20 protein-coding genes, 1 tRNA gene and 1 other RNA gene are annotated in these 23,439 nt (G+C 24.5%); 14 read left to right on the plus strand and 8 right to left on the minus strand.

Annotation, left to right across the window (positions count from 1 at the left end; genetic code table 11):
- Positions 1-5 precede the first annotated feature (5 nt).
- Positions 6-1,385, minus strand: a complete 1,380-nt coding sequence (gene pabB, locus WIGMOR_RS00570; RefSeq protein ID WP_014353912.1) for an aminodeoxychorismate synthase component I — start codon at positions 1,383-1,385, stop codon at positions 6-8.
- A gap of 302 nt (positions 1,386-1,687) precedes the next feature.
- Between pabB and sppA the strand changes: the two genes are divergently transcribed.
- The gene (gene sppA / locus WIGMOR_RS00575) at positions 1,688-3,529 is read left to right on the plus strand and encodes a signal peptide peptidase SppA (protein WP_014353913.1); all 1,842 of its coding nucleotides are present in this window, start codon (positions 1,688-1,690) and stop codon (positions 3,527-3,529) included.
- A gap of 118 nt (positions 3,530-3,647) precedes the next feature.
- The gene (gene gap / locus WIGMOR_RS00580; RefSeq protein WP_014353914.1) at positions 3,648-4,640 is read left to right on the plus strand and encodes a type I glyceraldehyde-3-phosphate dehydrogenase; all 993 of its coding nucleotides are present in this window, start codon (positions 3,648-3,650) and stop codon (positions 4,638-4,640) included.
- A gap of 144 nt (positions 4,641-4,784) precedes the next feature.
- Here the strand turns inward: gap and grpE are convergent, their stop codons facing one another.
- The gene (gene grpE / locus WIGMOR_RS00585) at positions 4,785-5,318 is read right to left on the minus strand and encodes a nucleotide exchange factor GrpE (RefSeq protein ID WP_330216572.1); all 534 of its coding nucleotides are present in this window, start codon (positions 5,316-5,318) and stop codon (positions 4,785-4,787) included.
- A complete protein-coding gene (locus WIGMOR_RS03555) occupies positions 5,276-5,443 on the minus strand; it encodes a hypothetical protein (RefSeq protein ID WP_184486943.1) in 168 nt (55 codons plus the stop codon). The genes grpE and WIGMOR_RS03555 overlap by 43 nt, the downstream gene beginning before the upstream one ends.
- 109 nt (positions 5,444-5,552) lie before the next feature.
- Here WIGMOR_RS03555 and WIGMOR_RS00590 point away from each other — a divergent pair, with 109 nt between their 5' ends.
- On the plus strand, positions 5,553-6,434 hold the full coding sequence (locus tag WIGMOR_RS00590) for an NAD(+)/NADH kinase (protein ID WP_014353915.1): 882 nt from the start codon (positions 5,553-5,555) through the stop codon (positions 6,432-6,434).
- 202 nt (positions 6,435-6,636) lie between these two features.
- Here the strand turns inward: WIGMOR_RS00590 and WIGMOR_RS00595 are convergent, their stop codons facing one another.
- On the minus strand, positions 6,637-7,074 hold the full coding sequence (locus WIGMOR_RS00595) for a type II toxin-antitoxin system RatA family toxin (protein WP_014353916.1): 438 nt from the start codon (positions 7,072-7,074) through the stop codon (positions 6,637-6,639).
- A gap of 40 nt (positions 7,075-7,114) precedes the next feature.
- Here WIGMOR_RS00595 and smpB point away from each other — a divergent pair, with 40 nt between their 5' ends.
- The 4 genes from smpB (at position 7,115) to ruvC (ending at position 10,293) form a co-directional block, all read left to right on the plus strand.
- Positions 7,115-7,597 carry an SsrA-binding protein SmpB gene (gene smpB, locus WIGMOR_RS00600; RefSeq protein ID WP_014353917.1) on the plus strand — a complete coding sequence of 161 codons (483 nt, stop codon included), beginning with the start codon at positions 7,115-7,117 and terminating at the stop codon, positions 7,595-7,597.
- An 8-nt stretch (positions 7,598-7,605) separates the two neighbouring features.
- Positions 7,606-7,972: a transfer-messenger RNA gene (ssrA, locus tag WIGMOR_RS03490) on the plus strand.
- A gap of 82 nt (positions 7,973-8,054) precedes the next feature.
- A complete protein-coding gene (aspS, locus tag WIGMOR_RS00605; RefSeq protein WP_014353918.1) occupies positions 8,055-9,743 on the plus strand; it encodes an aspartate--tRNA ligase in 1,689 nt (562 codons plus the stop codon).
- Between the two features lie 82 nt (positions 9,744-9,825).
- The gene (ruvC, locus tag WIGMOR_RS00610) at positions 9,826-10,293 is read left to right on the plus strand and encodes a crossover junction endodeoxyribonuclease RuvC (protein ID WP_014353919.1); all 468 of its coding nucleotides are present in this window, start codon (positions 9,826-9,828) and stop codon (positions 10,291-10,293) included.
- A 51-nt stretch (positions 10,294-10,344) separates the two neighbouring features.
- On the opposite strand, the gene WIGMOR_RS00615 is transcribed toward ruvC, so the two are convergent.
- Complete coding sequence (locus WIGMOR_RS00615; RefSeq protein ID WP_014353920.1) at positions 10,345-11,139, minus strand: iron chelate uptake ABC transporter family permease subunit; 795 nt, start codon at positions 11,137-11,139, stop codon at positions 10,345-10,347.
- A 19-nt stretch (positions 11,140-11,158) separates the two neighbouring features.
- A complete protein-coding gene (locus tag WIGMOR_RS00620; protein ID WP_014353921.1) occupies positions 11,159-11,875 on the minus strand; it encodes an ATP-binding cassette domain-containing protein in 717 nt (238 codons plus the stop codon).
- Between the two features lie 74 nt (positions 11,876-11,949).
- Here WIGMOR_RS00620 and WIGMOR_RS00625 point away from each other — a divergent pair, with 74 nt between their 5' ends.
- Both WIGMOR_RS00625 and mepM read left to right on the plus strand, forming a co-directional pair.
- On the plus strand, positions 11,950-12,894 hold the full coding sequence (locus tag WIGMOR_RS00625; protein ID WP_014353922.1) for a zinc ABC transporter substrate-binding protein ZnuA: 945 nt from the start codon (positions 11,950-11,952) through the stop codon (positions 12,892-12,894).
- Complete coding sequence (mepM, locus tag WIGMOR_RS00630) at positions 12,891-14,213, plus strand: murein DD-endopeptidase MepM (RefSeq protein WP_014353923.1); 1,323 nt, start codon at positions 12,891-12,893, stop codon at positions 14,211-14,213. Before WIGMOR_RS00625 ends, mepM begins: the two co-directional genes overlap by 4 nt.
- On the opposite strand, the gene WIGMOR_RS00635 is transcribed toward mepM, so the two are convergent.
- Complete coding sequence (locus WIGMOR_RS00635; RefSeq protein ID WP_014353924.1) at positions 14,210-15,565, minus strand: Nramp family divalent metal transporter; 1,356 nt, start codon at positions 15,563-15,565, stop codon at positions 14,210-14,212. The genes mepM and WIGMOR_RS00635 overlap by 4 nt on opposite strands.
- A gap of 152 nt (positions 15,566-15,717) precedes the next feature.
- Positions 15,718-15,790 (minus strand) — tRNA-Asn (locus tag WIGMOR_RS00640).
- A gap of 405 nt (positions 15,791-16,195) precedes the next feature.
- Between WIGMOR_RS00640 and WIGMOR_RS00645 the strand changes: the two genes are divergently transcribed.
- The 5 genes from WIGMOR_RS00645 to hemG all read left to right on the plus strand — a co-directional run bounded on the left by WIGMOR_RS00645 (position 16,196) and on the right by hemG (position 23,274).
- Positions 16,196-16,942, plus strand: coding sequence for a class I SAM-dependent methyltransferase (locus tag WIGMOR_RS00645; RefSeq protein ID WP_014353925.1), 747 nt, complete (start codon positions 16,196-16,198; stop codon positions 16,940-16,942).
- A 183-nt stretch (positions 16,943-17,125) separates the two neighbouring features.
- Entirely contained in the window at positions 17,126-18,754 is a 1,629-nt protein-coding gene (gene ubiB / locus WIGMOR_RS00650; protein WP_014353926.1) for a ubiquinone biosynthesis regulatory protein kinase UbiB, read from the plus strand.
- A gap of 330 nt (positions 18,755-19,084) precedes the next feature.
- Entirely contained in the window at positions 19,085-20,554 is a 1,470-nt protein-coding gene (gene ubiD, locus WIGMOR_RS00655) for a 4-hydroxy-3-polyprenylbenzoate decarboxylase (RefSeq protein WP_014353927.1), read from the plus strand.
- 733 nt (positions 20,555-21,287) lie between these two features.
- Positions 21,288-22,739, plus strand: coding sequence for a TrkH family potassium uptake protein (locus WIGMOR_RS00660; protein WP_014353928.1), 1,452 nt, complete (start codon positions 21,288-21,290; stop codon positions 22,737-22,739).
- A 13-nt stretch (positions 22,740-22,752) separates the two neighbouring features.
- Positions 22,753-23,274 carry a menaquinone-dependent protoporphyrinogen IX dehydrogenase gene (gene hemG, locus WIGMOR_RS00665; protein ID WP_014353929.1) on the plus strand — a complete coding sequence of 174 codons (522 nt, stop codon included), beginning with the start codon at positions 22,753-22,755 and terminating at the stop codon, positions 23,272-23,274.
- Positions 23,275-23,439 lie beyond the last annotated feature (165 nt).

A 23,439-nucleotide genomic window follows, 5' to 3' on the forward strand; every position in this document is an offset into this window, starting at 1 on the left:
TAATATTAAGATGTTTTTAAAAAATTTAATAATGGGGGTAACAATGATGAAGATTTTAAAATAACTTCTTGATATTCCTCATCTAAATTACTATCATATACAATTCCACTTCCAACAGAACAAAATAACTGTTTTTCTGATGCAATTAAAGTACGAATAACTATATTAGTATTCATAGAGTTACAGCAGCTAATATAACCAATACTACCACACCATGCATTTCTTCTATTAGGTTCTAATTTTTCAATAATATGCATTGCGCTAATTTTAGGAGCGCCCGTAATTGACCCACCTGGAAAACAAGACTGAAGCAAATCTAGTGGAGAATATGCACAACTTAATTGCCCTATAACAGTACTTACCATATGATGTGCTATAGAAAAAGTTTTTATTTTAAATAAATCAATAACTGATACGGTTCCAATTTGCGCTACTTTTCCGATATCATTACGTAATAAATCTACTATCATGAGATTTTCTGCTTGATTTTTTATTGAATTTGATAACTGAAGTATATTTTGTTGATTTTTTTGAATATTTTTAGATTTTGAAATTGTCCCTTTAATTGGACAACTGGTAATAAAATTATTTTTTAAATTTAAAAAACATTCTGGAGAAAAACTTAATATACTATGTTTTTTTAATTTAATAAATGCAGAAAATGGTGCGCAGTTATAATTTAACAAATAACAAAAAATTTTCCATTCATCTCCACGATAATATGCTTGATATCTTTTCCCTAAACATATTTGATAACAATTTCCATTTAAAATATGTTGCTTAATTTTATAAAAATTTTTTTTGTATGCTTTATAATTCATATTTGTATTCCAATTTGTATATAATTGAAACATATTGGAAGTATTTTGTTTTTTAATTAACAATTTTTGAAAAATTTTAATAACATTTTTTTTATGCGTAATTAAAGTAGTACGACACAAAATATGGTCTACAATTACTGCCCAATAATAGATACCTATTGCCATATCTGGTACAGATATATCTCTTCTAGAGATGTTAGGAATTAAAAATAAACGTTTAGACAAATCGTATCCAAACAACCCTAGTGCTCCACCTTGAAAAGGTAAATTGCTATCGTATGAAGCATGCATTCCAGAATGTTGCAGATATTGTTTTACAAGAAAAAATGGATTTTCGGTACTTATACTAAATTTATTGCAATCATATTGTTTAATATAAGTATATTTATTTTGGGTAATTAACGTGATATCAGGATAAGCTACTAAAATATCAAAACGATTTATTTTTGTATGTTTTTCTCCAGAATACAAGAGCATAGACCATGGTCGATGAGAAATGTAAGAAAATAGCTCTAATGAAATTTTAGGAGAATATGATAATAAATATTTTTTTGGATATTTCATAATATATTAATATATAATATTAAAAATAATTACATAGTATATCATATTGATGATATATTTAAATTAATAAATAAAAAAACGTTATTATATTAATTTTTAAATAAATAAATACAACTTTATATCTTCCATATACTTATTGCATTTAAATTAATGTAAAAATTATTAAATTGTTATAAATTTATCATTTATTTTAAAACAACTTCATTAATATAAAAATTTATTATTTTATATAATCAAAAATTAGGTATATTAATTTATTTAGATTAAAAAAAATTTTAAATGTAATCTAATTCGGAGAATATATGAAAATTTTTTGGAAATTTATTTTTGATCCCTTCATATGGTTATGGAATATATTAAATTTTACTCGAAAGTTAATTTTAAATATATTATTAATATGCATATTTACTGTATGTATTATATTTTATTTTCAAATATATCTTACTCCTCCTGATTCTAAACAAGGAGCTTTAGTACTTGATTTAGTTGGCACAATTGTAGATAAACCAACAGTGCATAATCGATTTAAACAAATTAGTCGTGAAATATTAGGCGCGCCTAATGCACGACTATATGAAAATTCTTTATTTGATATAATATATGCTATTCGTCAAGCTAAAAATGATAAAAATATTACCGGATTAGTATTGTCTTTAAAAGATTTTACAGGTTCAGATCAAACATCTTTAGAATATATTGGAAAAGTTTTAATTGAATTTAAAAGTTCTGGAAAACCAATATATTCAATTAGTGACAATTATACTCAAGTACAGTACTTTTTGGCTAGTTATGCAAATAAAATTTATCTTACTCCTCAAGGTACAGTAGATTTGCATGGATTAGCAACAAACAATTTTTACTATAAAACATTTTTAAAAAATTTAAAAATTAATACATATGTTTTTAGAGTGGGTACATATAAATCTGCAGTGGAACCAGTAATTAGAGATAGTATGTCAGATGCTGCTCGAACAGCAGATAGTAGATGGATTAAAAGATTATGGAGAAATTATTTAGATATTATATCGACTAACAGAAATACTGAGATTAATAAAATTTTTCCTACTGCACAAGAAGTTTTAGAAAAATTAAAAATTGTTGATGGCAACCCTGCTCAATTTGCGCTAAATAGTAATTTAGTTGATATCGTTGCTTCTAGACCATCTATTGAAAATGATATGATTAAAATATTTGGATGGAATAAAAATGAAAGATCTTTTAATAAGATTAGTATTTACAATTATCAATCTAAAGTTAATCAAAATGGACAGATAGCAGTAATATTTGTAAATGGTATTATTGTAGATGGACCAGAAAAATCTGGATTTTCTAGCGGAGATATGATTGCAGCACAAATTAAACAAGCGCGTTTAGATCCAGAAATTCGAGCTTTAATAATACGAATTAATAGTCCAGGAGGGAGCGTAAATGCATCTGAAATAATCCGTTCTGAACTCGTAGAAACTCGTGAATCTGGAAAACCTGTTATTGTTTCTATGGGAGGTGTTGCAGCATCTGGAGGATATTGGATTTCTACTCCGGCAAGTTATATTATAGCTAGTCCAAATACACTAACTGGTTCAATTGGAATATTCGGAATTATTAATACTATAGAAAATACTTTAGAAAGTTTAGGTATTTATTCTGATGGAGTTTCTACTTCTCCTCTAGCAAATATTGCAATTACAAGAAAATTACCTATAGAATTTTTAAAAAAAATGCAACTTACTGTTGAAAATGGATATCATAATTTTTTAGCATTAGTAGCAAAGTCTAGACATAAAACAATTAACGAAGTTGATCGCATAGGTCAAGGACATGTATGGATAGGAACAGACGCATTAAAAAAAGGTTTAATCGATCAATTAGGTGATTTTGATGATGCAGTAAATAAAGCAGCAGAATTAGCAAATTTATCGGTTTATCAAATTAAATGGCATGATCATGAATCTAGTGTTTTTGAATTTTTTACGCAAACTAAAATGTTAATTCAAATTATTAAATTTTGTTTAATATATATTTTTCCAAATTTAGAAATAGACAAAATTATTAATTTTATGAACATAAATACTTTAAATGGGTCAATATGGAATGATCCACAAAATTGTTATGCAATTTGTATGTCATGTCAAAAAATAATATAAATTAATTTTTTAGTGTATACAAAAAATATTTTACAATTAATACTTGACGTATAAATAAGTTTTTGTTTATGTACCAATATGTTTTATTTATATAAATAATAAATTATTGGTGATTTTTATGTCTATTAATATAGGATTAAATGGTTTTGGAAGAATTGGACGTATGATTTTTAGAATAGCACAAAAAAGAAAAAATGTTAATATTATTGCAATTAATGATTTATGTAATATTAATTACATCTCTTATATGTTAAAATTTGATTCTACTCATGGTAAATTTAAAAAAGAAATTTTCGTAGGATCATCATATTTAAAAATTGATAATAAGAAAATTTATTGTTTTTCTGAAAAAGATCCGTCTAAATTACCATGGAAAGATTTAAACATTGACGTAGTAATTGAAGCAACCGGTTTTTTTTTAACAAAAGAAAATGCTCAAAAACATATTTTTTCTGGAGCAAAAAAAGTAATTATGACAGCACCTCCACATGACAACACACCAATGTTCGTAATGGGAGTAAATCATGAAACATATAAAGGCGAAAAAATTATTTCTAATGCATCATGTACAACAAATTGCTTAGCTCCTTTAGCTAAGATATTGCATAGTCATTATGAAATAAAACAAGCACTTATGACTACAGTACACGCTGTTACAGCAACGCAAAATCCTGTAGATGGGCAATTCATGCAAAACTGGAGAATCGGAAGAAGCTGTTTAAATAACATTATTCCTACACGTACAGGTGCTGCAGAAGCAGTCGGAAAAGTCATTCCAGAATTAAAAAATAAAATAACTGGAATATCATTTCGTATACCTACTTTGAATGTATCTGTAGTAGATCTTACAGTGAATTTTATTCATCAAACGTCTTATAAAGATGTATGTAATATGATTAAAAATGCATCAAAAAGTTCTTTAAAGGGAATTTTAGGATATATCGAAGAAGATGTAGTATCGTCTGATTTTAATGGAGAATGCCTAACTTCTATATTTGATGCCAAAGCTGGTATGGCACTAAATAAAAACTTTATGAAACTCATATCTTGGTATGATAATGAAAGCGGGTATTCAAGTAAAATTTTAGATTTAGCGCAATACGTATGTTAATACTTATATATTTTAGTTTATTGAAAAGACGACTATCATCGGTAGTCGTCTTTTTAAAAGAAGATAATTTAATTCGATTTTTAAAAAAAATTATAAAAAATAAAATTATTTTTTTATTTTTTAAAAAAAATTTCTTTCTAGATTTTATTTAGATACAGCTACCATAGCTGGTCTTAATAATCTATCATGTAACATGTATCCTTTTTGCATAATTTGCATTACTTGATTAGGTTGAAATTCTTGAGTATCTAAAACAGTCATAGCTTCATGTATTTTAGGATCAAAAACAACATTAATTTTATCAATACAGGTAATATTGAATGATTGCATAACTTTTGTAAATTCTTGCAAAGTTAATTTTATACCTTCAATTATCGGCTTTATATCTGTATTCAATTTATTAGACACTTCCAAAGTGCGTTCAAGATTGTCAATAATAGGTAAAAGTGCAATAGAAAATTTTTCTAATGAAAATTTATGAGATTTTTCTATGTTTAACTGAGTACGCTTTAATATATTTTCAATTTCTGCTTTGTTTCTTAGTATTTGATCATGGTGCATTTTTTTCATTTTTGATATTTTTTCTTCTAATTCAAAAATAATTTCATTTTTTTTTAAGATTTCTTTTTCTTTTTCTATACTTTGTTTTTTTTCTGCAAGTATATCTTTTTTAATAATATTTTCATGAAAATTTTTATTTGATTCGTTTTTAGATATATATCATGTGTATTTTCATCTTTTTGCACATTTTGATTACAACTATTATTTTCGTCAACTTTTGTCATATTTTTATCGTTCTTCATAAGTATCTCCAATCAATATATTTTAAAATTTAAAGTTTTACTTTAATTGATGTTTTTATGTATAAAGTATAAAAATCATAACATAAACTAGCATAACACGGTGAATTGTATGAATCATGTTTTTAAAATTATTGGAATTATGGGATATCAATATTGTTTACAAAAATTATCTATATACAATATATTATATAATTGGTTAAAACGTATAGGTTATACGGTTATTTTAGAATTAAATATTGCAAAAATTTTGCATTTAAAAAATATTTTAACTGGTAATATTGTAAAAATCGGAAAAATTTCAGATTTAGTAATCATAGTTGGTGGTGATGGTAGCATATTGAAAGCTGCAAAAATATTATCTGTATATTCTGCAAAAATTATCGGAATTAATATGGGTAGTTTAGGATTTTTAACTGATTTAGATCCACATTCAGCATTAAAAGAACTTCAGAATATATTAAATGGAAATTTTTACATAGAAAATCGATTTTTACTTGATATTCATTTATTCAAAAATAATTTTTATACAAAAAAGAAAATGGCAATTAATGAAATAGTAATACATTCTCAAAAAATTGCTAAAATCATCGAATTTGAAGTTTATATTGATAGAAATTTTGCATTTTTTCAAAAGTCTGATGGTTTAATTATATCTACACCTACAGGTTCAACTGCATATTCATTATCTGCAGGAGGACCAATACTTATTCCAACATTAAATGTAATTATGCTAATCCCTATGTTTTCTCATGAATTATCTTCCAGAACATTAATCATAAGTAATAAAAGCATTATAGAAATAAAATTTCCTAGAAATATGATGAACGTAATTGTTAGTTGCGACGGTAAAACTTCATTTAAAATGTCAAAAAATGCAAAAATTTTTATTCAAAAAAGTAAATTTTTTTTAAAATTATTACATTCAAATAATTATAAATATTTTCATGTATTAAATAAAAAATTAGGATGGTCGACTAAATATTTTAAATAAAATTTTTTCAAAAATTTAATTTTTGAAATTTGAATTTATTTAAAAAATTTATTAATTATATTATCAGGTATATTTTAAATATTTATATAAATCATCAAAGGCTTACTATCTATAATTAAAATTAATTTTAGAGTAAAATATTATTTTTATAAGAAAAATCAGTATTCGTATTATTAAATCACTAAAAATTATATTTTTAATTCTATTTAAGTTTGCTTCTATAATTTGCTTCTTGTAAAAATAAATACATAATACTGTTCAATTTTTTTTTTAAGAATAAATTAAAGCATTTATTTATATATTTTTGATTGGAATTAAACATTAACTCGAATTTTATTTTAGTAGTATTAGAATTAATTGCAAGAAATTTCCATTCTGCTTTAAACGAACTAAATTTACCTGAAATTAGTTGAATATTAATGCTAACATATTTAATACATGTATTTTGAGTAATTAATATTTCTTTGAAACCTAAAAAAGATAATTGTATTTCGCAAATAAATATATTATTATTTTTTTTTAAAATACGACTACTAGTACACCAAGGAAAAAATTTTGAATATTTATTAACATCATTAATTAATTCAAACATATATTGTATATTATAAGGAGCTATCATACTTTTATTAATATATGACATAATTAAATTCTCATAATGAATGTAAAGCTTAATAGAATAAATGCTTAAAAATATAAAAAAAAATAACATTAAAATAATTGTAAATAATAAATACGTTCAATACAATATGTTTATTTCAAAAGAATTAGAAGCAGGGATCGCTTTACAAGGATGGGAAGTAAAAGCAATACGCAAAAAAAAAGTAAACATTAGTAAAAGCTACATAACTATAAAAAATAATTCAGCTTATTTAATAGGAGCATTGTTTCAACCCATAGTTGCATGTCATCCACATTTAGTTTATGATCAAATGCGTTCAAGACAACTATTATTGAAAAAATCTGAACTGAATTCGCTAATCGGGTATTCAAAAATTAATGGATTTACAATAGTAGTTTGTTGTTTATACTGGAAAAATTCTTATATAAAAGCAAAAATAGGAGTAGCAAAAGGCAAAACTAAACATGATAAAAGATTAAATATTAAAAATAAAGAATGGAAAATCAAAAAAATGCGTTTACTAAAAATAAAAAATATATCTTAGTAACATAAGGGGCTGATTTTAGGATTCGACGAGATTAATAAAACTAACGATGCATGCCGAGATGAGGTGGACTCGTAAAACCTCGTATTATAACTGCAAAACAAAAATACCAAGAGCCTGCTTTATTAGCAGCTTAATCAGTATATAATCTGAGGCTCCTTCTATGATTTTCTTTCTCTAAGTTGATCAATAGAAGTCACTATTAGAGATCGCGTTATATGTAATCTTGTAAACATTAGCGTTAAATAAAATCAAGATAAGTTTTAAATCATGTGTCTTTCTATCGATTTAAAACGAAAAATAGGAAAGACTAAGCATGTAGTATCAATAGAATTAAAATTTCGGACGCGGGTTCGAATCCCGCCAGCTCCAAAAAAAATCTAAAAATGTATACATAAACTACACATATTTGCTTATATAGCAACTTTATACTACCATTAAATCTGTAAGGATTTTTATGCGCACTACTTATTGTGGAGAAATTAATACATTGCATATGGGAAAAAAAATAACTATATGCGGATGGGTAGATCAAATAAGAAACTTTGGAAAATTAATATTTTTAGATGTTCGAGATTGTACAGGAAAAATACAAGTATGTTTTAATATTAAACATAATAATGATTTATTTAGAGATGTTAATCAAATAAAAAAAGAATCTTGTTTGCAAATTTCTGGAACTGTATGTGTAAGAAAAAAAAATACATCATCTAATTTAAAAAATTATAATTATTTGGAAATACAAGCAAGTTATTTAAATATTTTTAATATTTCTGAACCACTTCCTATTGATTTTAACCAAAAAATCTCAGAAGAACAACGATTAAAATTTAGATATCTTGATTTACGTCGTCCAATTTTTTTTAAAATATTAAAATTAAGATCAAAAGTATCTAAATTTATTCATAAATTTATGGAAAAAAATAAATTTATAGAAATCGAAACACCCATTCTATCACATTCTACAATAGAAGGCGCAAGAGATTATTTAATTCCTAGCAGAATCCATAAAAATTCATTTTACGCATTACCACAATCACCGCAAATATTTAAACAGCTATTAATGATTTCTGGAATAGATCGCTACTATCAAATAGCAAGATGTTTTAGAGATGAGGATTTAAGATCGGATCGTCAACCAGAATTTACACAGATAGACTGCGAATTATGTTTTGCCGACGGAGAAAAAGTAAAAATTTTTATTGAAAAATTAATTAAAAAATTATGGTTAAAATTTCTTAATATCAAATTGAACGATTTTGTGCAGATTAGCTATACCCAATCTATTAATAAATTCGGTTCTGACAAACCAGATTTAAGAAATCCTATAGAATTAATTAATATTACAAATATTTTAGATAAAAAAAATATAATATATAAAAAATTTTTCATTACAGCTATAAAATTTTCAAATCAAATATCTTTAAATCAAGATCAAATTAAACAATATCGTAGATACGTTGTTTCTCATGGAGGAAATAATTTATTTACAGTGCATATAGAAGATCTAAATAGATATATATTTTGCTCCAAAATAAGCAAAAAAATATTTTTACAAAATATTTCAGAGATAATAACTTATACAAAATCAAAAATAAAAAATACAATTTTAATTGTCATAGAAAAAAGTGCAACGTTAGAAGTTTCTGGAAAATTGCGCTTAAAATTAGGATTAGATCTTAATCTAACAAATTTAAATAATTGGCATCCTGTATGGATTACAGATTATCCTTTATTTAAATTAGAAAATAATCATCGATTTTCATCTGTGCATCATCCATTTACTGCTCCAAAAAATATGAACTTAGAATTATTAAACTCTCCTATAAATTTAAAATCAACAGCATACGATTTAGTAATTAATGGATATGAAATTGGAAGTGGTTCATCTCGAATTCATAAATATCAAATACAAAAAAAAATATTTGAAATATTAGGTATGAATTACGATAAACAAAAACAAGAATTTGGATTTTTTTTAGATGCTTTACGCTATGGTGCTCCGCCTCATGCGGGCTTTGCATTTGGATTAGACCGCATTATTATGCTGATTAGTAATACAAATAAAATTAGAAACGTTATTGCATTTCCAAAAACTACTTCTGCTTCGGATTTAATGACAAATTCGCCAAAAATAATTAGTTAGAAAATTTTTCATATATTAACTATATACTTTTTAAAAAAGTTAATATATTTTTTATTTCTTGTGAAAAAGGAAAACAAAATTCATGGCTGTTATACTTGGAGTAGACCCGGGATCAAAAATTACTGGATACGGAATAATAAAATATTGTCATCACAAAATTACATATATTACTAGTCAGAAGATTATTTTGAATAAATATATTTTTAACGAACGTTTAAAAAATATTTATTCTTACACTAAGAGTATTATTTTTGAATTTAATCCCAAATATTTTGTAATAGAAAAAGTTTTTTTTTATAAAAATGCATCTTCAGCATTAAAATTAAATCAAGCAAGTTGCGCAGCAATATTAGCCGCAATTAATTCAAATATATCAGTATTTGAATATACATCTAGTAAAATTAAAAAATTAATTTCAGGTAATGGTAGATCAAAAAAGTTAAAAATAAAAAATCGTGTATGTAAAATACTAAATTTATCTTGCAAAAATATTCAAATTGACGAATCTGATGCGCTCGCAGCTGCAATTACGCACTGTTTTTATATATAATTTTATAAAATTAATATATTTTTTATCTAAGTTTACATAAAAAATTAAATTTTAACGCAATATATTTTTACGTTTAAATACAATACTGATAAAAAATAAAATTGTTGCGCATAATATTACAGATGGTCCTGAAGGAAAATCATATGCAACAGATAATATAAAACCTGAAGTAATTGATATTATACTTAATAAAATTGCATATATCACCATGCTTTCTGGAGATTTTGCATAAAATCTAGCAGTTGCTGCAGGAACAATAAATAATGCTGTAGCCGTAAAAGCACCAATAAATTTAATTGACAATCCAACAGTAAATGCTATTAGTAACATTAAAATTAATTGTATTTTAAATACATTGATTCCGTCAATGTGAGCCAACTCAGAATGTATAGATATCAGCAAAAAAGACTTCCAATAATATAGAATAGTAATTAATATTATACATACTCCACATCCTATAGTAATAACATCTTGAAATGATATCATTAAAAAATCTCCGAAAAGATAATGCATAATATTCATGCTACTATCTTGTGATAAACTTGATATTAATAATCCTAAAGATAATGAAGTATACGAAATTATATTTAATAAAATATCTATAGAATATGGATATATGTATTTAATGTACATTAACATTATAGTAAGAATTACCATAGTTAATATTACCGCATACATTGGATTTATTTTTAAATGTATGCTAAGTGCAATACCGAGTAATGATGCATGTGATAAAGTGTCTGTAAAATAAGACATTTTCTTCCATATTAAAAAAGATCCAAGAAAACCGGTAGCTAAAGATAGCAGTGTTCCTGAAATCCATCCTAATACTAAAAGATCAATCATTATTTTTTCCTAAAAATTATTATTTTTTAATATTTTCATTATTATGATTATGCCAATATATAGCATGTTGTTTTCTATAAAAATTACCAAATATTCGAATAAAATTTGGATGATCATAAATTATTTTTGGTTCTCCAGAGCATAAAATAGAACGATTTAAACAAATTACTTCATTTGTTTTTGCCATAACTATATGTAAGTTATGTGATATTATAAATATAGAACAAGAAAAAATATGATGTATTTTATTAATTAATTGATATAATAATATTTGTCCATTCATATCTAATCCTTGATCGGGTTCATCTAACACTATCAGATGTGGAGAATTAAACAATGCACGAGCTAGTAGTATTTTTTGGATTTCTCCTCCAGATAACTTATGTATAGATTGTTTTAATAAATGTTCAGATTGCACTTGTTTTAAAAGATCTATAATATTTTTATGTTGTTTATTTATAGTTAAATTTAGAAAATTTTCGACTGTAATTGGAAAATTGACATTAAAATAAATTTTTTGCGGAATATAGCTAATGCGTAGATTTTTTTTTTTAAATAATTTACCAGAATTAGGCTTAATAAAGCCTAATATGACTCGGGCTAATGTTGATTTTCCAGCTCCATTAGGACCTATTAAGGTGATAATTTTTTGAGTATCGATATTAAAAGAAATGTTATCTAATATTTTTTTTTTTTTGAAAAAAATAGAAATATTTTTTAAGTAAACTAAAGACATTTAGAATTAAAAATTAAATTAGTAAAGTGTTGATTATAATATGTTATATATAATATATATTTAAAGATAAAATTATGAATTTTAGAAAAAAAAAGTTACTTTTAATAAGTAAATACAATTTTATATACAAAAATAGATATATTTTAGTACTTATTTTTTTTATTTTTTCAAAAGTTTCTTTTAGTAGTATAGTAACATCGATTCGTCCAATTGGATTTATTGCTGCTGCAATTGCAGACGGTATACTTCCGGTGGAAGTACTACTTTCTAATAATGCTTCTCCGCATACATATCATATCAAGCCATCTGATATTTTAAAAATAAAAAAAGCAAATATCTTAATATGGGTAGGACCAGAATTAGAATCTTTTATTGTACAAGCATCTTCTTTATTATTAAAAGAAAAACAAATTATTATTGCTCATTATAACGAGGTTATTGCATTTTTAATAAAAAATAATACATGTTTAAATATAAATAAAAAATCAGAACTATATAATATGCATATTTGGTTATCTCCTGAAATTGCATATGTTTTGTCTAAAATAATTTATGAAAAAATATTGTATTTGATACCAAATAGCAAAAAACAATTAGATATTAATTTAGAAAATTTTCATAATAAATTATCTCAAATAAGTACTTTAATTCATAAAAATCTTGATAGCATTAAAAATAAAAAATATTATGTGTTTCATGATGCTTATAGTTATTTTGAAAAATATTTTCATTTAATGCCATCCGGATGTTTTATGATGAATCCAGATGTATCTATAGGAGCGCATACATTAAATATAATTAAAAAAAAAATTAAAACAGAAAAAATCGATTGTATTTTTATTGAACCACATATGCAATCAAAAAAGATTATTTCAATTATCAATCATGCTAATATTTCTATAGGGATATTAGATCCTTTAGGAAAGGATATACCTTTAGACAAAGATAGTTATATTAAATTTTTATTAAAAATATCAAATCAATATATATATTATTTAGATCGAGGAAATCATGAATGAGTCAAATAATTCAATTTTTTATTTCTACTGTTAGATGTTTTCCTCGATATCATTTGTTCATATTAGAATGCTTAATTTTTATTACTCTGTTTACTATATTTTTTCGCCCATATATATATAAAACTAAAAAATATTTAATAGATATTATACAATATTCATTAAAATCCTCAGATAATAAAAATAAACTATTATACGAACCCGAATTAAATTCTGAGCTTTTATATCAAGAAACTCCATTCATAGAAGATATCGAAGAATCAACAAAAACGAATAATTATATTAATAATTATACTATCACACAAGGCGATACATTGATAACTGTATTAAATCAATATGGTATAAATTCTTCAGATATTGCTAACTTAACGAAACAATACAAAAATCTAAAAAACTTAAAAGTTGGACAATATATATCTTGGGAAATTAATTCTTTAGGAAACTTAAATAGACTTGTTTGGGAAGTATCTTCTAAAGAGATTAGAACATACGAACGTATTAATCGCACTAAATTTATAGAAAAAATATCTAACATTTCTGGAAAATGGCAAAATGTAATATTGAAAGGGTGTTTAAATGATAGTTTTATAAATAGCGCATATTTATCTGGATTTAGTTTTAATGAAATTGAAGCTGTTATGCAAGCATTACAATGGCAATTGGATTTTCGAAAGTTACATAAAGGTGATCAATTTATAGCTTTATTTGATAGAGAAATAATAAATAAAAAAATCGAACAAAGTCGTCTTTTAGCTATTCGTTTAAAAACAAGAGGAAAAGATCACTTTGCTTTTCGTGCTGAAAATAATAAATTTTATGATCAACAAGGTTTTGGAATATCTCAAAATTTTTTAAAATATCCAATTAAAAACAATTTTGTGCATATTTCATCTATATTCAATATGTATCGATTAAACCCTGTTACTAGAAGAATTATGCCACATAAAGGCGTAGATTTTGCAGTACCTATTGGCACACCAGTTTTAGCTGTAGGAGATGGATTAGTAATATTTAAAAAACACGATCCATTTGCTGGCAATTATATTGTGATTAAGCATGGAAGACAGTATATAACGCGTTATATGCATTTAAAAAAAATCTTTGTAAAAATAGGAGAAAAAGTAAGAAAAGGAGATAAAATTGGTTTTTCTGGCAACACTGGAAGATCTACGGGGCCTCATTTACATTTTGAAGTTTGGGTAAATCATAGAGCAGTTAATCCCTTGACGATCAAAATCAGCCGTGATTCTGTGCTTTCTAAAATTGAAAAAGAAAGATATATTGCTCGAGTACAAAACATTTTACCACAGTTAGAATTTTAATTAAAAACAGATTGTAATGTTTCTAAGATTAATTGAGAATTTAATATTAATAAAACTACAGTAGAAATCCATCCCAACATAGAAGCAAGAAAACAGTTACTAAATTTTCCCATTGTTTTTTTAGATGATGTCAAATATAACAAAGGAATCATAGAAATAGGGAGAGATAAGCTTAAAAATATTTGTGTATATACTAAAAGTTTTTCTACTACATCTTCTCTATTGCCCCAGTAGTATATACATGAAATTACTGGCATAATCGCTAAAGCTCTTGTAAGCATACGTCTTTTCCAGATAGATAATTTTAAATTTATAAAACCTTCCATGACGATTTGTCCAGTTAAAGTACCTGTAATTGTTGCATTTTGACCGGAAAACAAAAGTGCTAAAGCGAATAAAGTAGCTAAAGTTGAACTAGCAATAATTCCAACCATATCTCGATTTTTTAATGCATCATATAATTGCGTAAATCTTCCAATATCATCTGGATTTTTTCCAAAAAATAATGCTGATCCTAAAATTAATAATAAACAATTAATAATAAATGAAAAACTTAATTGTATATTAGAATCAATTTTTGCATATTTAATTGCTTCTTTTATCGAGTCTTCATTAATACGATCATATTTTCTAGATTGTACAATTGATGAATGTAGGTATAAGTTATGAGGCATAACAGTGGCTCCTACAATTCCTAATGCGATAAAAAAAGCCGATTCTTTTTTATCTACGTGTGCGATTAAAATTTCTTTTTTTGGAATAAAAGATAAAAGGATGCTCTTAATACTAGGATTGGCAAGAGCTACTTCGTACATAAAAATAAAAAATATTGTAGCAATTAATACAAATACTAAAGCTTCTATTTTTCTAATCCCGTACTTGACGAGTATAAGCAATAAAAATACGTCTATAATTGTAATTATTACTCCAATAATTAATGGAATCTTGAACAATAAATTTAATGCAATTGCGCTTCCGATGACTTCTGCAATTTCTGTAGAAATAATAGCTAATTCGGCAATTATCCATAAAAAAAAAGAAATCTTATTTCCTACTAGATTTTTAGTAGCTTGTGCTAAATCTGTTCCTGTAACAATACCGAGTTTTGCGCACATTGTTTGCAGTAACATTGCAATTAAGCTGGATAATAAAATTACTGAAAGTAACAAGTATCCGTATAATGCTCCTCCTTGAATAGAAGTAATCCAATTTCCTGGATCCATATATCCAACTGCCACTAATGCTCCTGGGCCAGAAAAAGCAATTAATTTTTTTAAGCTACTACTTTTTTTTTCAGGTATTGGTACGGTATTGTTAATTTCTTCTAAACTTTTTTGATTAGATTGTTCCATGATTTTTCTCAATTGTAAATTATCATGATTATTTTTAGAAAAATAATAATTGAAAAGAACATCTGATTGTAGGGCATTAGACTGTTTAATTTGAATATTACATAAAATTTAAGTTTTATAAAATTTTTCTGAAAATTTTAATTAATTTTTTTCTCCTCTGACTGGATTCGAACCAGTGACATACGGATTAACAGTCCGCCGTTCTACCAACTGAACTACAGAGGAAAATAATAACTTTATAAAATTATTTCATTTATTTTATGAAATGTCAAAAAATATTTTTATATTAAATTTTTATTTTTTTTTTTTTTGATTTATATTGGAATATAAATATTTAAATTGTAGCACTTGATGTTTGATCAAGAAAATTTAAAATTTTCTGAGGAAAATTAAAAGTTTATATAATAATTAATTGATACATATATATTAAAAAAATAATTTAAAAATTTAATTGTCTTTAACTTTAACTTTTTTATTTATTATTTGATAATTATTTTGTACACATAATAATGTTATTTTTAATGATAAAGTTCTTTTTAATATTTAAAAGAATTTTTTCTTAACTATAGAAACTTTGAATTATTCTAAATTGCAAATATATATTGAATATTTATTTACTAGGATAAATAAATGCAGCATAAAAAAATTGTAGATTTTGGATTTTCTTTAATTACAGAATCAGAAAAATATATTTTATTAGAACGCATATTTAATTCGATTGTACATCGATATGATATAATGAATGACCTTATGTCATTCGGTATGCATAGAATATGGAAAAATTTGCTTTTAAAATGCAGTAATATACGTTCAGAATATGTGACACTAGATTTAGCGAGTGGTACAGGAGATATCACAGAAAAATTGTCAAAATTTATTCGATCAGGGTTTATTGTATCTTTAGACATTAATAAAAAAATGTTAAAAACAGGTCGTGATAAATTAAGAAATCGTGGAATTATAAAAAATATTTTTTATATACAGGCTAACGCCGAATGTTTGCCTTTTAAAACAAATACATTTGATAATGTAATTGTTTCTTTTGGGTTACGCAATTTTACTCAAAAAGAAAAAGCAATTCAATCTATATTTCGCGTGTTAAAATCTGGAGGAGAATTATTAATACTTGAATTTTCTACACCATGTTCTAAATTTTTAAAAAAAATTTACGATTATTACTCTTTTAATTATCTTCCGAAACTTGGAAAGATAGTTGCAGGAAATTCTGAAAGTTACCAGTATTTAGTAGAATCCATTCGGATGCATCCTAATCAAAATAAGTTGCAAAAAATACTATTAAAATCTGGATTTTATAGTGCAGAATATACGAATATCCTCGGAGGAATTGTAGCAATTCATAAAAGCTATAAATTCTAAAAAATTTATATTTTACGATTACTAAATAATAAATTTAAAAAATTTATATAAAATCAGATAAAATAATATTTTTTAAATTTATTTAATATTTTTAAATTAAGATTTATTTTATCAAAAATTTTAAATATTTAAATACAATTTAATTTAAATAAAAATAAATGCAAAAAATTTATACAAAATATAATGTTACGTAACAGTTATCGTTTATACGAGATTATTAAAATTATATTGACATATGGATTAGATGATGTAATACCAAAAAAATATATTTTTTTTCACCTTTTTAGAAAATTATTTTTTTGGTTATCTAACAAACATAAATCAATGCAATTTTCTAAAAGATTACGATTTACTCTTGAAAAATTAGGACCCATATGGATTAAATTTGGACAAATGTTATCGACTCGTCGTGATTTATTTGACAATAGTATTATTAATCAATTAGAAAATTTGCAAAATAATACTACTCCCTTTGATGGTCATAAAGCGCGTAAATGTATTGAAAATTCTATTAAAAGTTCTATCGATTCTCAATTTAATAACTTTAATATTACACCTATAGCATCTGCTTCTATTGCTCAAATACATACAGCAAAGCTAAAAAACGGTAAAGAAGTTATTATTAAAGTGATTCGTCCAAATATAATATTAAAAATTAAAGCTGACATTCGATTAATGCTTAAGATCGCTAAATTAATTTCTTGGATTTCTAAATATGGGAAAAATTTAAAATTAATCAGTATTATTAAAGAATATGAAAAAATATTATTGCAAGAAACAAATTTACTGTATGAAGCAGTAAATACTATGCAATTAAGACGTAACTTTAAAAAAAGTTGCATGTTATATATACCAAAAGTATATATTAATTATTGTAGCAAAACTGTTATGGTTGTAGAAAAAATTCAAGGAATTCATATTAATAACATTAGCATTTTAAAAAAATATGGAATAAATATGAAGCTACTTGCTGAAAGAGGAGTAAAAATATTTTTTGCTCAAGTATTTAGAGATAATTTCTTCCATGGAGATATGCATCCCGGCAATATTTTAGTAAGTCATAAACAACCAAACAATCCCAAATATATTGCTATTGATTGCGGTATTATTGGAAGATTAGAAAAATTAGACAAGTATTTATTAGCAGAAAATTTCATTGCTTTTTTTAATAGAGATTATCGAAAAATAGCAAAATTACATATTTATGCTGGATGGGTTGACAAGTATACGAATATAAATGATTTAGAAATTGCTATTAGAATAGTATGCGAGCCAATTTTTGAAAAAAAATTATCAGATATTTCTTTTGGAAAAATTTTGCTTGCATTTTTTACGGCTACCCGAAACTTTAATTTTTCTATTCAACCGCAATTAATTTTACTTCAAAAGACTTTGTTTTACATAGAAGGTATTGGAAAACAATTATATCCTAAATTAGATTTATGGAAAACAGCTAAGCCTTTTTTAGAAAATTGGATTAAAAATGAAATAGGATTTATAGGAACATTACGTTATTTAAAAAAAAAACTGCCTTTTTGGATATCATATCCAAATATTAAATATCAAAAAAATATGTTATCTCGATTTAATTTGAGTAATCAAAAAAATAAAATTTGCACATCGAAATCTATTAATTATATTACTTTTTTAAAACTAGTTTTTTTATTTTTATTAGGAGTAGTTTTTTTTCTATGTAGCATTGTACTAACTTTTTTTCAAAAAAAAACAATAAATATATTTTCAATTGTGCTTATAATCTTTAGTATTTGTATATGGTTGTATATATGGAATGTTTTAAAAAAATTAGAATAATGCATATAAACAATGTTTTATATATTTATAAACGTTAAAATAGATTAAGATTGTGTTTAAAAATTAAGCTTTGCAGATTAAAAAAAAATATATAAACGTGTTAGTTTATAATTTTATTGATACAAATTACATATATATAATCAAAAAATTATTAATTTATAATAAATCTTATTATACTTTTTAATTGAACGAACCTACAATATTTTGAATTTAATTAATAAATTTAAACAATACACCATATTTAAAAAATGATTGTAAAATAATTTGTTATAAATATTTTAATAAAATTAAATTTATTTCAAATATAGTTTTTAAAAATGAGTATATGTCATGCAATATAAAAGTTTACGAAACTTCGTTGATATCTTAGAAAAAAAAAATCAAATAAAACGCATTTTATTACCTATCGACCCTAATTTAGAAATTACTGAGATAGCATATCGAACTTTACAAGCAAAGGGTCCAGCTTTAATTTTTGAAAATCCATTAGGGTATAATATACCGGTTCTATGCAATTTGTTTGGTACACAAGAACGTATACTTATGGGAATAGGAAGGAGTACTCTAGACTCTTTAAGAGAATTAGGAAATTTAATTGCTTTTTTAAGAAAACCAGAATTACCTTGTAATTTCCGTGATTTTTTTAATATGGCTCCAAAATTTACTACTATATTAAGCATGCTAACTAAAAAAGTCAAAAATGCTCCATGTCAGGAAGAAGTAATTTCTGGAAATAAAGTAGATCTAGGAATTCTACCTATTATGCGTTGTTGGCCCGAAGATGTTGCACCTCTAATTACATGGGGTTTAACTATCACAAAAGGTTTATATAAAAAAAGACAGAATCTTGGAATTTATCGACAGCAAATATTGTCTAAAAATAAAACTCTTATCAGATGGCTTCCTAATCGAGGAGGATTTTCAGATTTTCAAACATGGTTGAAAGCAAAAAAAAACAAGGATCAAGTGTTTCCTGTTGCAGTCGCTTTAGGTCCTGATCCAGCTACTATGCTAGCTGCAGTTACACCTATTCCAGACAATATATCCGAATATTCGTTTGCAGGTCTATTAAGAAAAAACAAAACAGAGGTAGTAAAATGCATATCTTCTGATTTAGAAGTACCAGCAAATTCTGAAATTATCTTAGAAGGTTTTTTGAGTGATCAATTTTCAGAAGAAGGTCCATATGGAGATCATACTGGATATTATAATGAAGTTGAAGTATTTCCTATATTTACAGTTACACATATTACTAAAAGAAAAAATCCTCTATATCATTCTACGTATACAGGAAAACCAATAGACGAACCAGCTATGATTGGATCAGTGTTAAATGAGCTTTTTATACCTATATTACAAAAACAATTTCCGGAAATAATAGATTTTTATTTACCTCCAGAATGTTGTTCATATCGAATGTGTATTGTTAGTATACAAAAAATGTATGTCGGACATTCAAGACAATTAATGATAAGTATCTGGTCTATTTTGCGTCAATTTATGTATATTAAATTTATTATTGTATGTGACAATGATATAAACATAAGAAATTGGAAAGAAGTAATGTGGTCTTTATCAACTAGAGTAGATCCAATGCGAGATACAATAATAATTGATAATATGCCAATAGATTACTTAGATTTCTCTTCTCCAAAAAAAGGTTTAGGTTCTAAAATAGGTATAGATGCAACAAATAAATGGAATGGAGAAACTTCAAGAAATTGGGGAAAGCCAATTAGCATGGATAAACGAACAAAAATGAGAATTGATAAAATTTGGGATAATTTAAATATATGTTGAATAAAAAATAATTTTTTATATAATATAATGATCTGAAGTTAAACAGTTAAAACAGTTTAATTAAATACTTTTTAAAAACTAAAAATCGATAGTTATCGAAAAAAATTTTAAAATCAAGTTTTTTAATATTTAATTTTATAGTAATAAAAATAAAGTTTAGCAATTTATTTAAAATAAGTAGATTTTTTTAAGTTTCTTATTAAATCATAATAAAATTAATATTTAAATTAATTTTAATGTATTTTCAAGTAAATTTATAATTTCAATTTAATTAAAATTTTTCCAGTAAACATATCTAAAGTTTACTAATATTTGCGCATTTCTTATGTAAATATACAAAATAACTTTTTTAGAATTATTAAACTAATTAAAATTGTAATCCTCAAAAGATGGCATTTTTAATATATTTAAATAAAAACTAAAGTTAATTTGATTTCAATGTTTTTCATTCAATTATTAAATAGAAACTTAGTAAGTATTAAATTATATAATATAATTTAATATATTTAAAATATAAAATTTTTTAAAAAATATTTTGCAAACATAGAAGATATATTTATTAAGTAAATATACTTTGTGTTTCAGTTTGCTTTTACAAAAATTATGTTTAAACGTACGATATTAAATTTTTTAATATGCATCGGTAATATTACAAATAAATATATTTTTGAATTGAAATTGAATTACAAATATATGCATTAATTATATAATAATTTAAACAGGGATATTTAATATGCATTTTCGTACTATATGTCGTATTGTTGGATTATTAGTAATCCTATTTTCTGTTACCATGATTTTTCCTAGTATCATATCATTAATTTATCAAGATGGGACTGGTATTGCATTTATTCAAACATTTATATGTGCACAAATTATAGGATTCTTTTTTTGGGCACCCAACTTACGTGAAAAAAATGAACTTCAACCGAGAGAAAGTTTTTTGATAGTAGTTTTATTTTGGATAGTTTTAGGCAGCGTAGGAGCTTTGCCATTTTTATTTGCAAAATATCCTCATTTATCTATCACTGATGCATTCTTTGAATCTTTTTCAGGATTAACAACAACAGGAGCAACAATTTTATTACATTTAGATACGCTACCAGAATCTATTTTGTTTTATCGACAAATGTTGCAATGGTTTGGCGGTATGGGAATTATTGTGTTAGCTTTGGCAATCTTACCTATGTTAGGCGTAGGAGGCATGCAACTGTATAAAGCAGAAATGCCAGGACCTATTAAAGATAACAAGATGCGACCAAGAATTGCTGAAACTGCAAAAACATTATGGCTAATTTATGTAGCACTAACTTGTTTATGTACATTATCTTTATGGGGTGCAGGTTTACCAATATTCGAAGCAATAACTCACAGTTTTTCGACAGTATCTATTGGAGGATTCTCTACACATGATAGTAACATTGGATTTTATAATAGTACGAGTGTTGAAATAATTATTGCTATATTTCTAATAATATCAGGATGCAATTATTCCTTACATTTTGCTGCGTTTAGCAAGAAAGAAATTAAAGTATATTATCAAGATACAGAATTTAGAATATTTATTTTGATGCAAATTATATTAATTTTGATTTCTTTTATAACTTTGTGGAGTATGAATAATAATATTTCTAGCTTAGAAACATTTAAAAAAGTTTATTTTCAAGTGATTTCAATTAGTACAACGGCAGGATTTACAACAGATAAAATAGTTAATTGGCCAACATTTTTACCAATATTATTAATATTTGCATCTTGTATTGGAAGTTGTTCGGGATCAACAGGAGGTGGAATTAAAGTTATTCGTATGATTTTGTTATATTTACAAGGTTCTAAGGAACTAAAGAAATTAGTACATCCTAATGCAATTTATAGTATTAAAGTAGATGATCATGCACTATCAAATAAAATATTAAAAAATATTTGGGGATTTTTTTTAGCATACATTTTAATTTTTATAGTAGGCGCGTTAATAATAATAGCCACTGGTGTAGATTATTGTTCTGCTTTTTCTTCTGTAGCAGCTGCTTTAAATAATGTAGGAATAGGTTTTGGTATAGTAGAAAATAATTTTGCCTCTCTTCATAATACTGCAAAATGGATTTTGATATTAACAATGTTATTTGGTAGATTAGAAATTTTTACTCTGTTAATTTTGTTTACGCCTACTTTTTGGAGAAAGTAAGATAATTTTTAATATGAAAACATTAATATTATATTCAAGTCGAAATGGTCATACTTGTAAAATTGCACATTTTATTGCAAATTTTTTTCGTCAGTCTAAATTTTGTGACGTAAAAAATTTACATAGTAATTTTGATATTAATTTAGAAAAATATCAGCGTATAGTCATTGGTGCATCCGTAAGATATGGATATTTTTCAATAAAATTTTATAAATTTGTCAAAGATAAGATATATTATTTAAATTCTATTCCTAGTGCGTTTTATGCAGTCAATCTTCTTGCTAGATACGATCATTACAGTACTCCAAATACTAACGTATACACAAAAAAATTTTTAAAAAACACATTATGGTGTCCAAAAATATCAGCAGTTTTTGCAGGAGCATTAAAATATTCGCAGTATAATATATTAATTAAATTGTTAATTTTTTCTATTATGAAAATTAATAACAAAAATATGTCTATTAAAAATGATATAGAATTTACTGATTGGGAACAAGTAAAAGAATTTGCTAATCATATTATACAGTTATAATAAAATATATAATTTTTTAAAAAATTAGTTCTTTTATTAAAAGAACAATGATATAATTTACCTGCAGTATAATTTTAAAAATTATCATACTAAGCATTTTTAATTTGCTGCATGTAACAAATTTTACAATAAAGTTCTTTAAAATTGCTACAAAGTAACCTGTGT

Origin of the sequence: Wigglesworthia glossinidia endosymbiont of Glossina morsitans morsitans (Yale colony) (assembly GCF_000247565.1) — a bacterium.
Taxonomy (GTDB): Bacteria; Pseudomonadota; Gammaproteobacteria; order Enterobacterales; family Enterobacteriaceae; genus Wigglesworthia; species Wigglesworthia glossinidia_B.

Bases quoted from the DNA above. Each gene is read 5' to 3' on its own strand.
- WIGMOR_RS00635 (WP_014353924.1), bottom strand. From the start codon at position 15,565: ATGGAACAATCTAATCAAAAAAGTTTAGAAGAAATTAACAATACCGTA.
- mepM (WP_014353923.1), top strand. From the start codon at position 12,891: ATGAGTCAAATAATTCAATTTTTTATTTCTACTGTTAGATGTTTTCCT.
- ubiB (WP_014353926.1), top strand. From the start codon at position 17,126: ATGTTACGTAACAGTTATCGTTTATACGAGATTATTAAAATTATATTG.
- gap (WP_014353914.1), top strand. From the start codon at position 3,648: ATGTCTATTAATATAGGATTAAATGGTTTTGGAAGAATTGGACGTATG.
- hemG (WP_014353929.1), top strand. From the start codon at position 22,753: ATGAAAACATTAATATTATATTCAAGTCGAAATGGTCATACTTGTAAA.
- ubiD (WP_014353927.1), top strand. From the start codon at position 19,085: ATGCAATATAAAAGTTTACGAAACTTCGTTGATATCTTAGAAAAAAAA.
- smpB (WP_014353917.1), top strand. From the start codon at position 7,115: ATGCTTAAAAATATAAAAAAAAATAACATTAAAATAATTGTAAATAAT.
- WIGMOR_RS00645 (WP_014353925.1), top strand. From the start codon at position 16,196: ATGCAGCATAAAAAAATTGTAGATTTTGGATTTTCTTTAATTACAGAA.
- WIGMOR_RS00590 (WP_014353915.1), top strand. From the start codon at position 5,553: ATGAATCATGTTTTTAAAATTATTGGAATTATGGGATATCAATATTGT.
- WIGMOR_RS03555 (WP_184486943.1), bottom strand. From the start codon at position 5,443: ATGAAGAACGATAAAAATATGACAAAAGTTGACGAAAATAATAGTTGT.
- WIGMOR_RS00595 (WP_014353916.1), bottom strand. From the start codon at position 7,074: ATGTCATATATTAATAAAAGTATGATAGCTCCTTATAATATACAATAT.
- sppA (WP_014353913.1), top strand. From the start codon at position 1,688: ATGAAAATTTTTTGGAAATTTATTTTTGATCCCTTCATATGGTTATGG.
- ruvC (WP_014353919.1), top strand. From the start codon at position 9,826: ATGGCTGTTATACTTGGAGTAGACCCGGGATCAAAAATTACTGGATAC.
- WIGMOR_RS00620 (WP_014353921.1), bottom strand. From the start codon at position 11,875: ATGTCTTTAGTTTACTTAAAAAATATTTCTATTTTTTTCAAAAAAAAA.
- WIGMOR_RS00625 (WP_014353922.1), top strand. From the start codon at position 11,950: ATGAATTTTAGAAAAAAAAAGTTACTTTTAATAAGTAAATACAATTTT.
- WIGMOR_RS00660 (WP_014353928.1), top strand. From the start codon at position 21,288: ATGCATTTTCGTACTATATGTCGTATTGTTGGATTATTAGTAATCCTA.
- WIGMOR_RS00615 (WP_014353920.1), bottom strand. From the start codon at position 11,139: ATGATTGATCTTTTAGTATTAGGATGGATTTCAGGAACACTGCTATCT.
- pabB (WP_014353912.1), bottom strand. From the start codon at position 1,385: ATGAAATATCCAAAAAAATATTTATTATCATATTCTCCTAAAATTTCA.
- aspS (WP_014353918.1), top strand. From the start codon at position 8,055: ATGCGCACTACTTATTGTGGAGAAATTAATACATTGCATATGGGAAAA.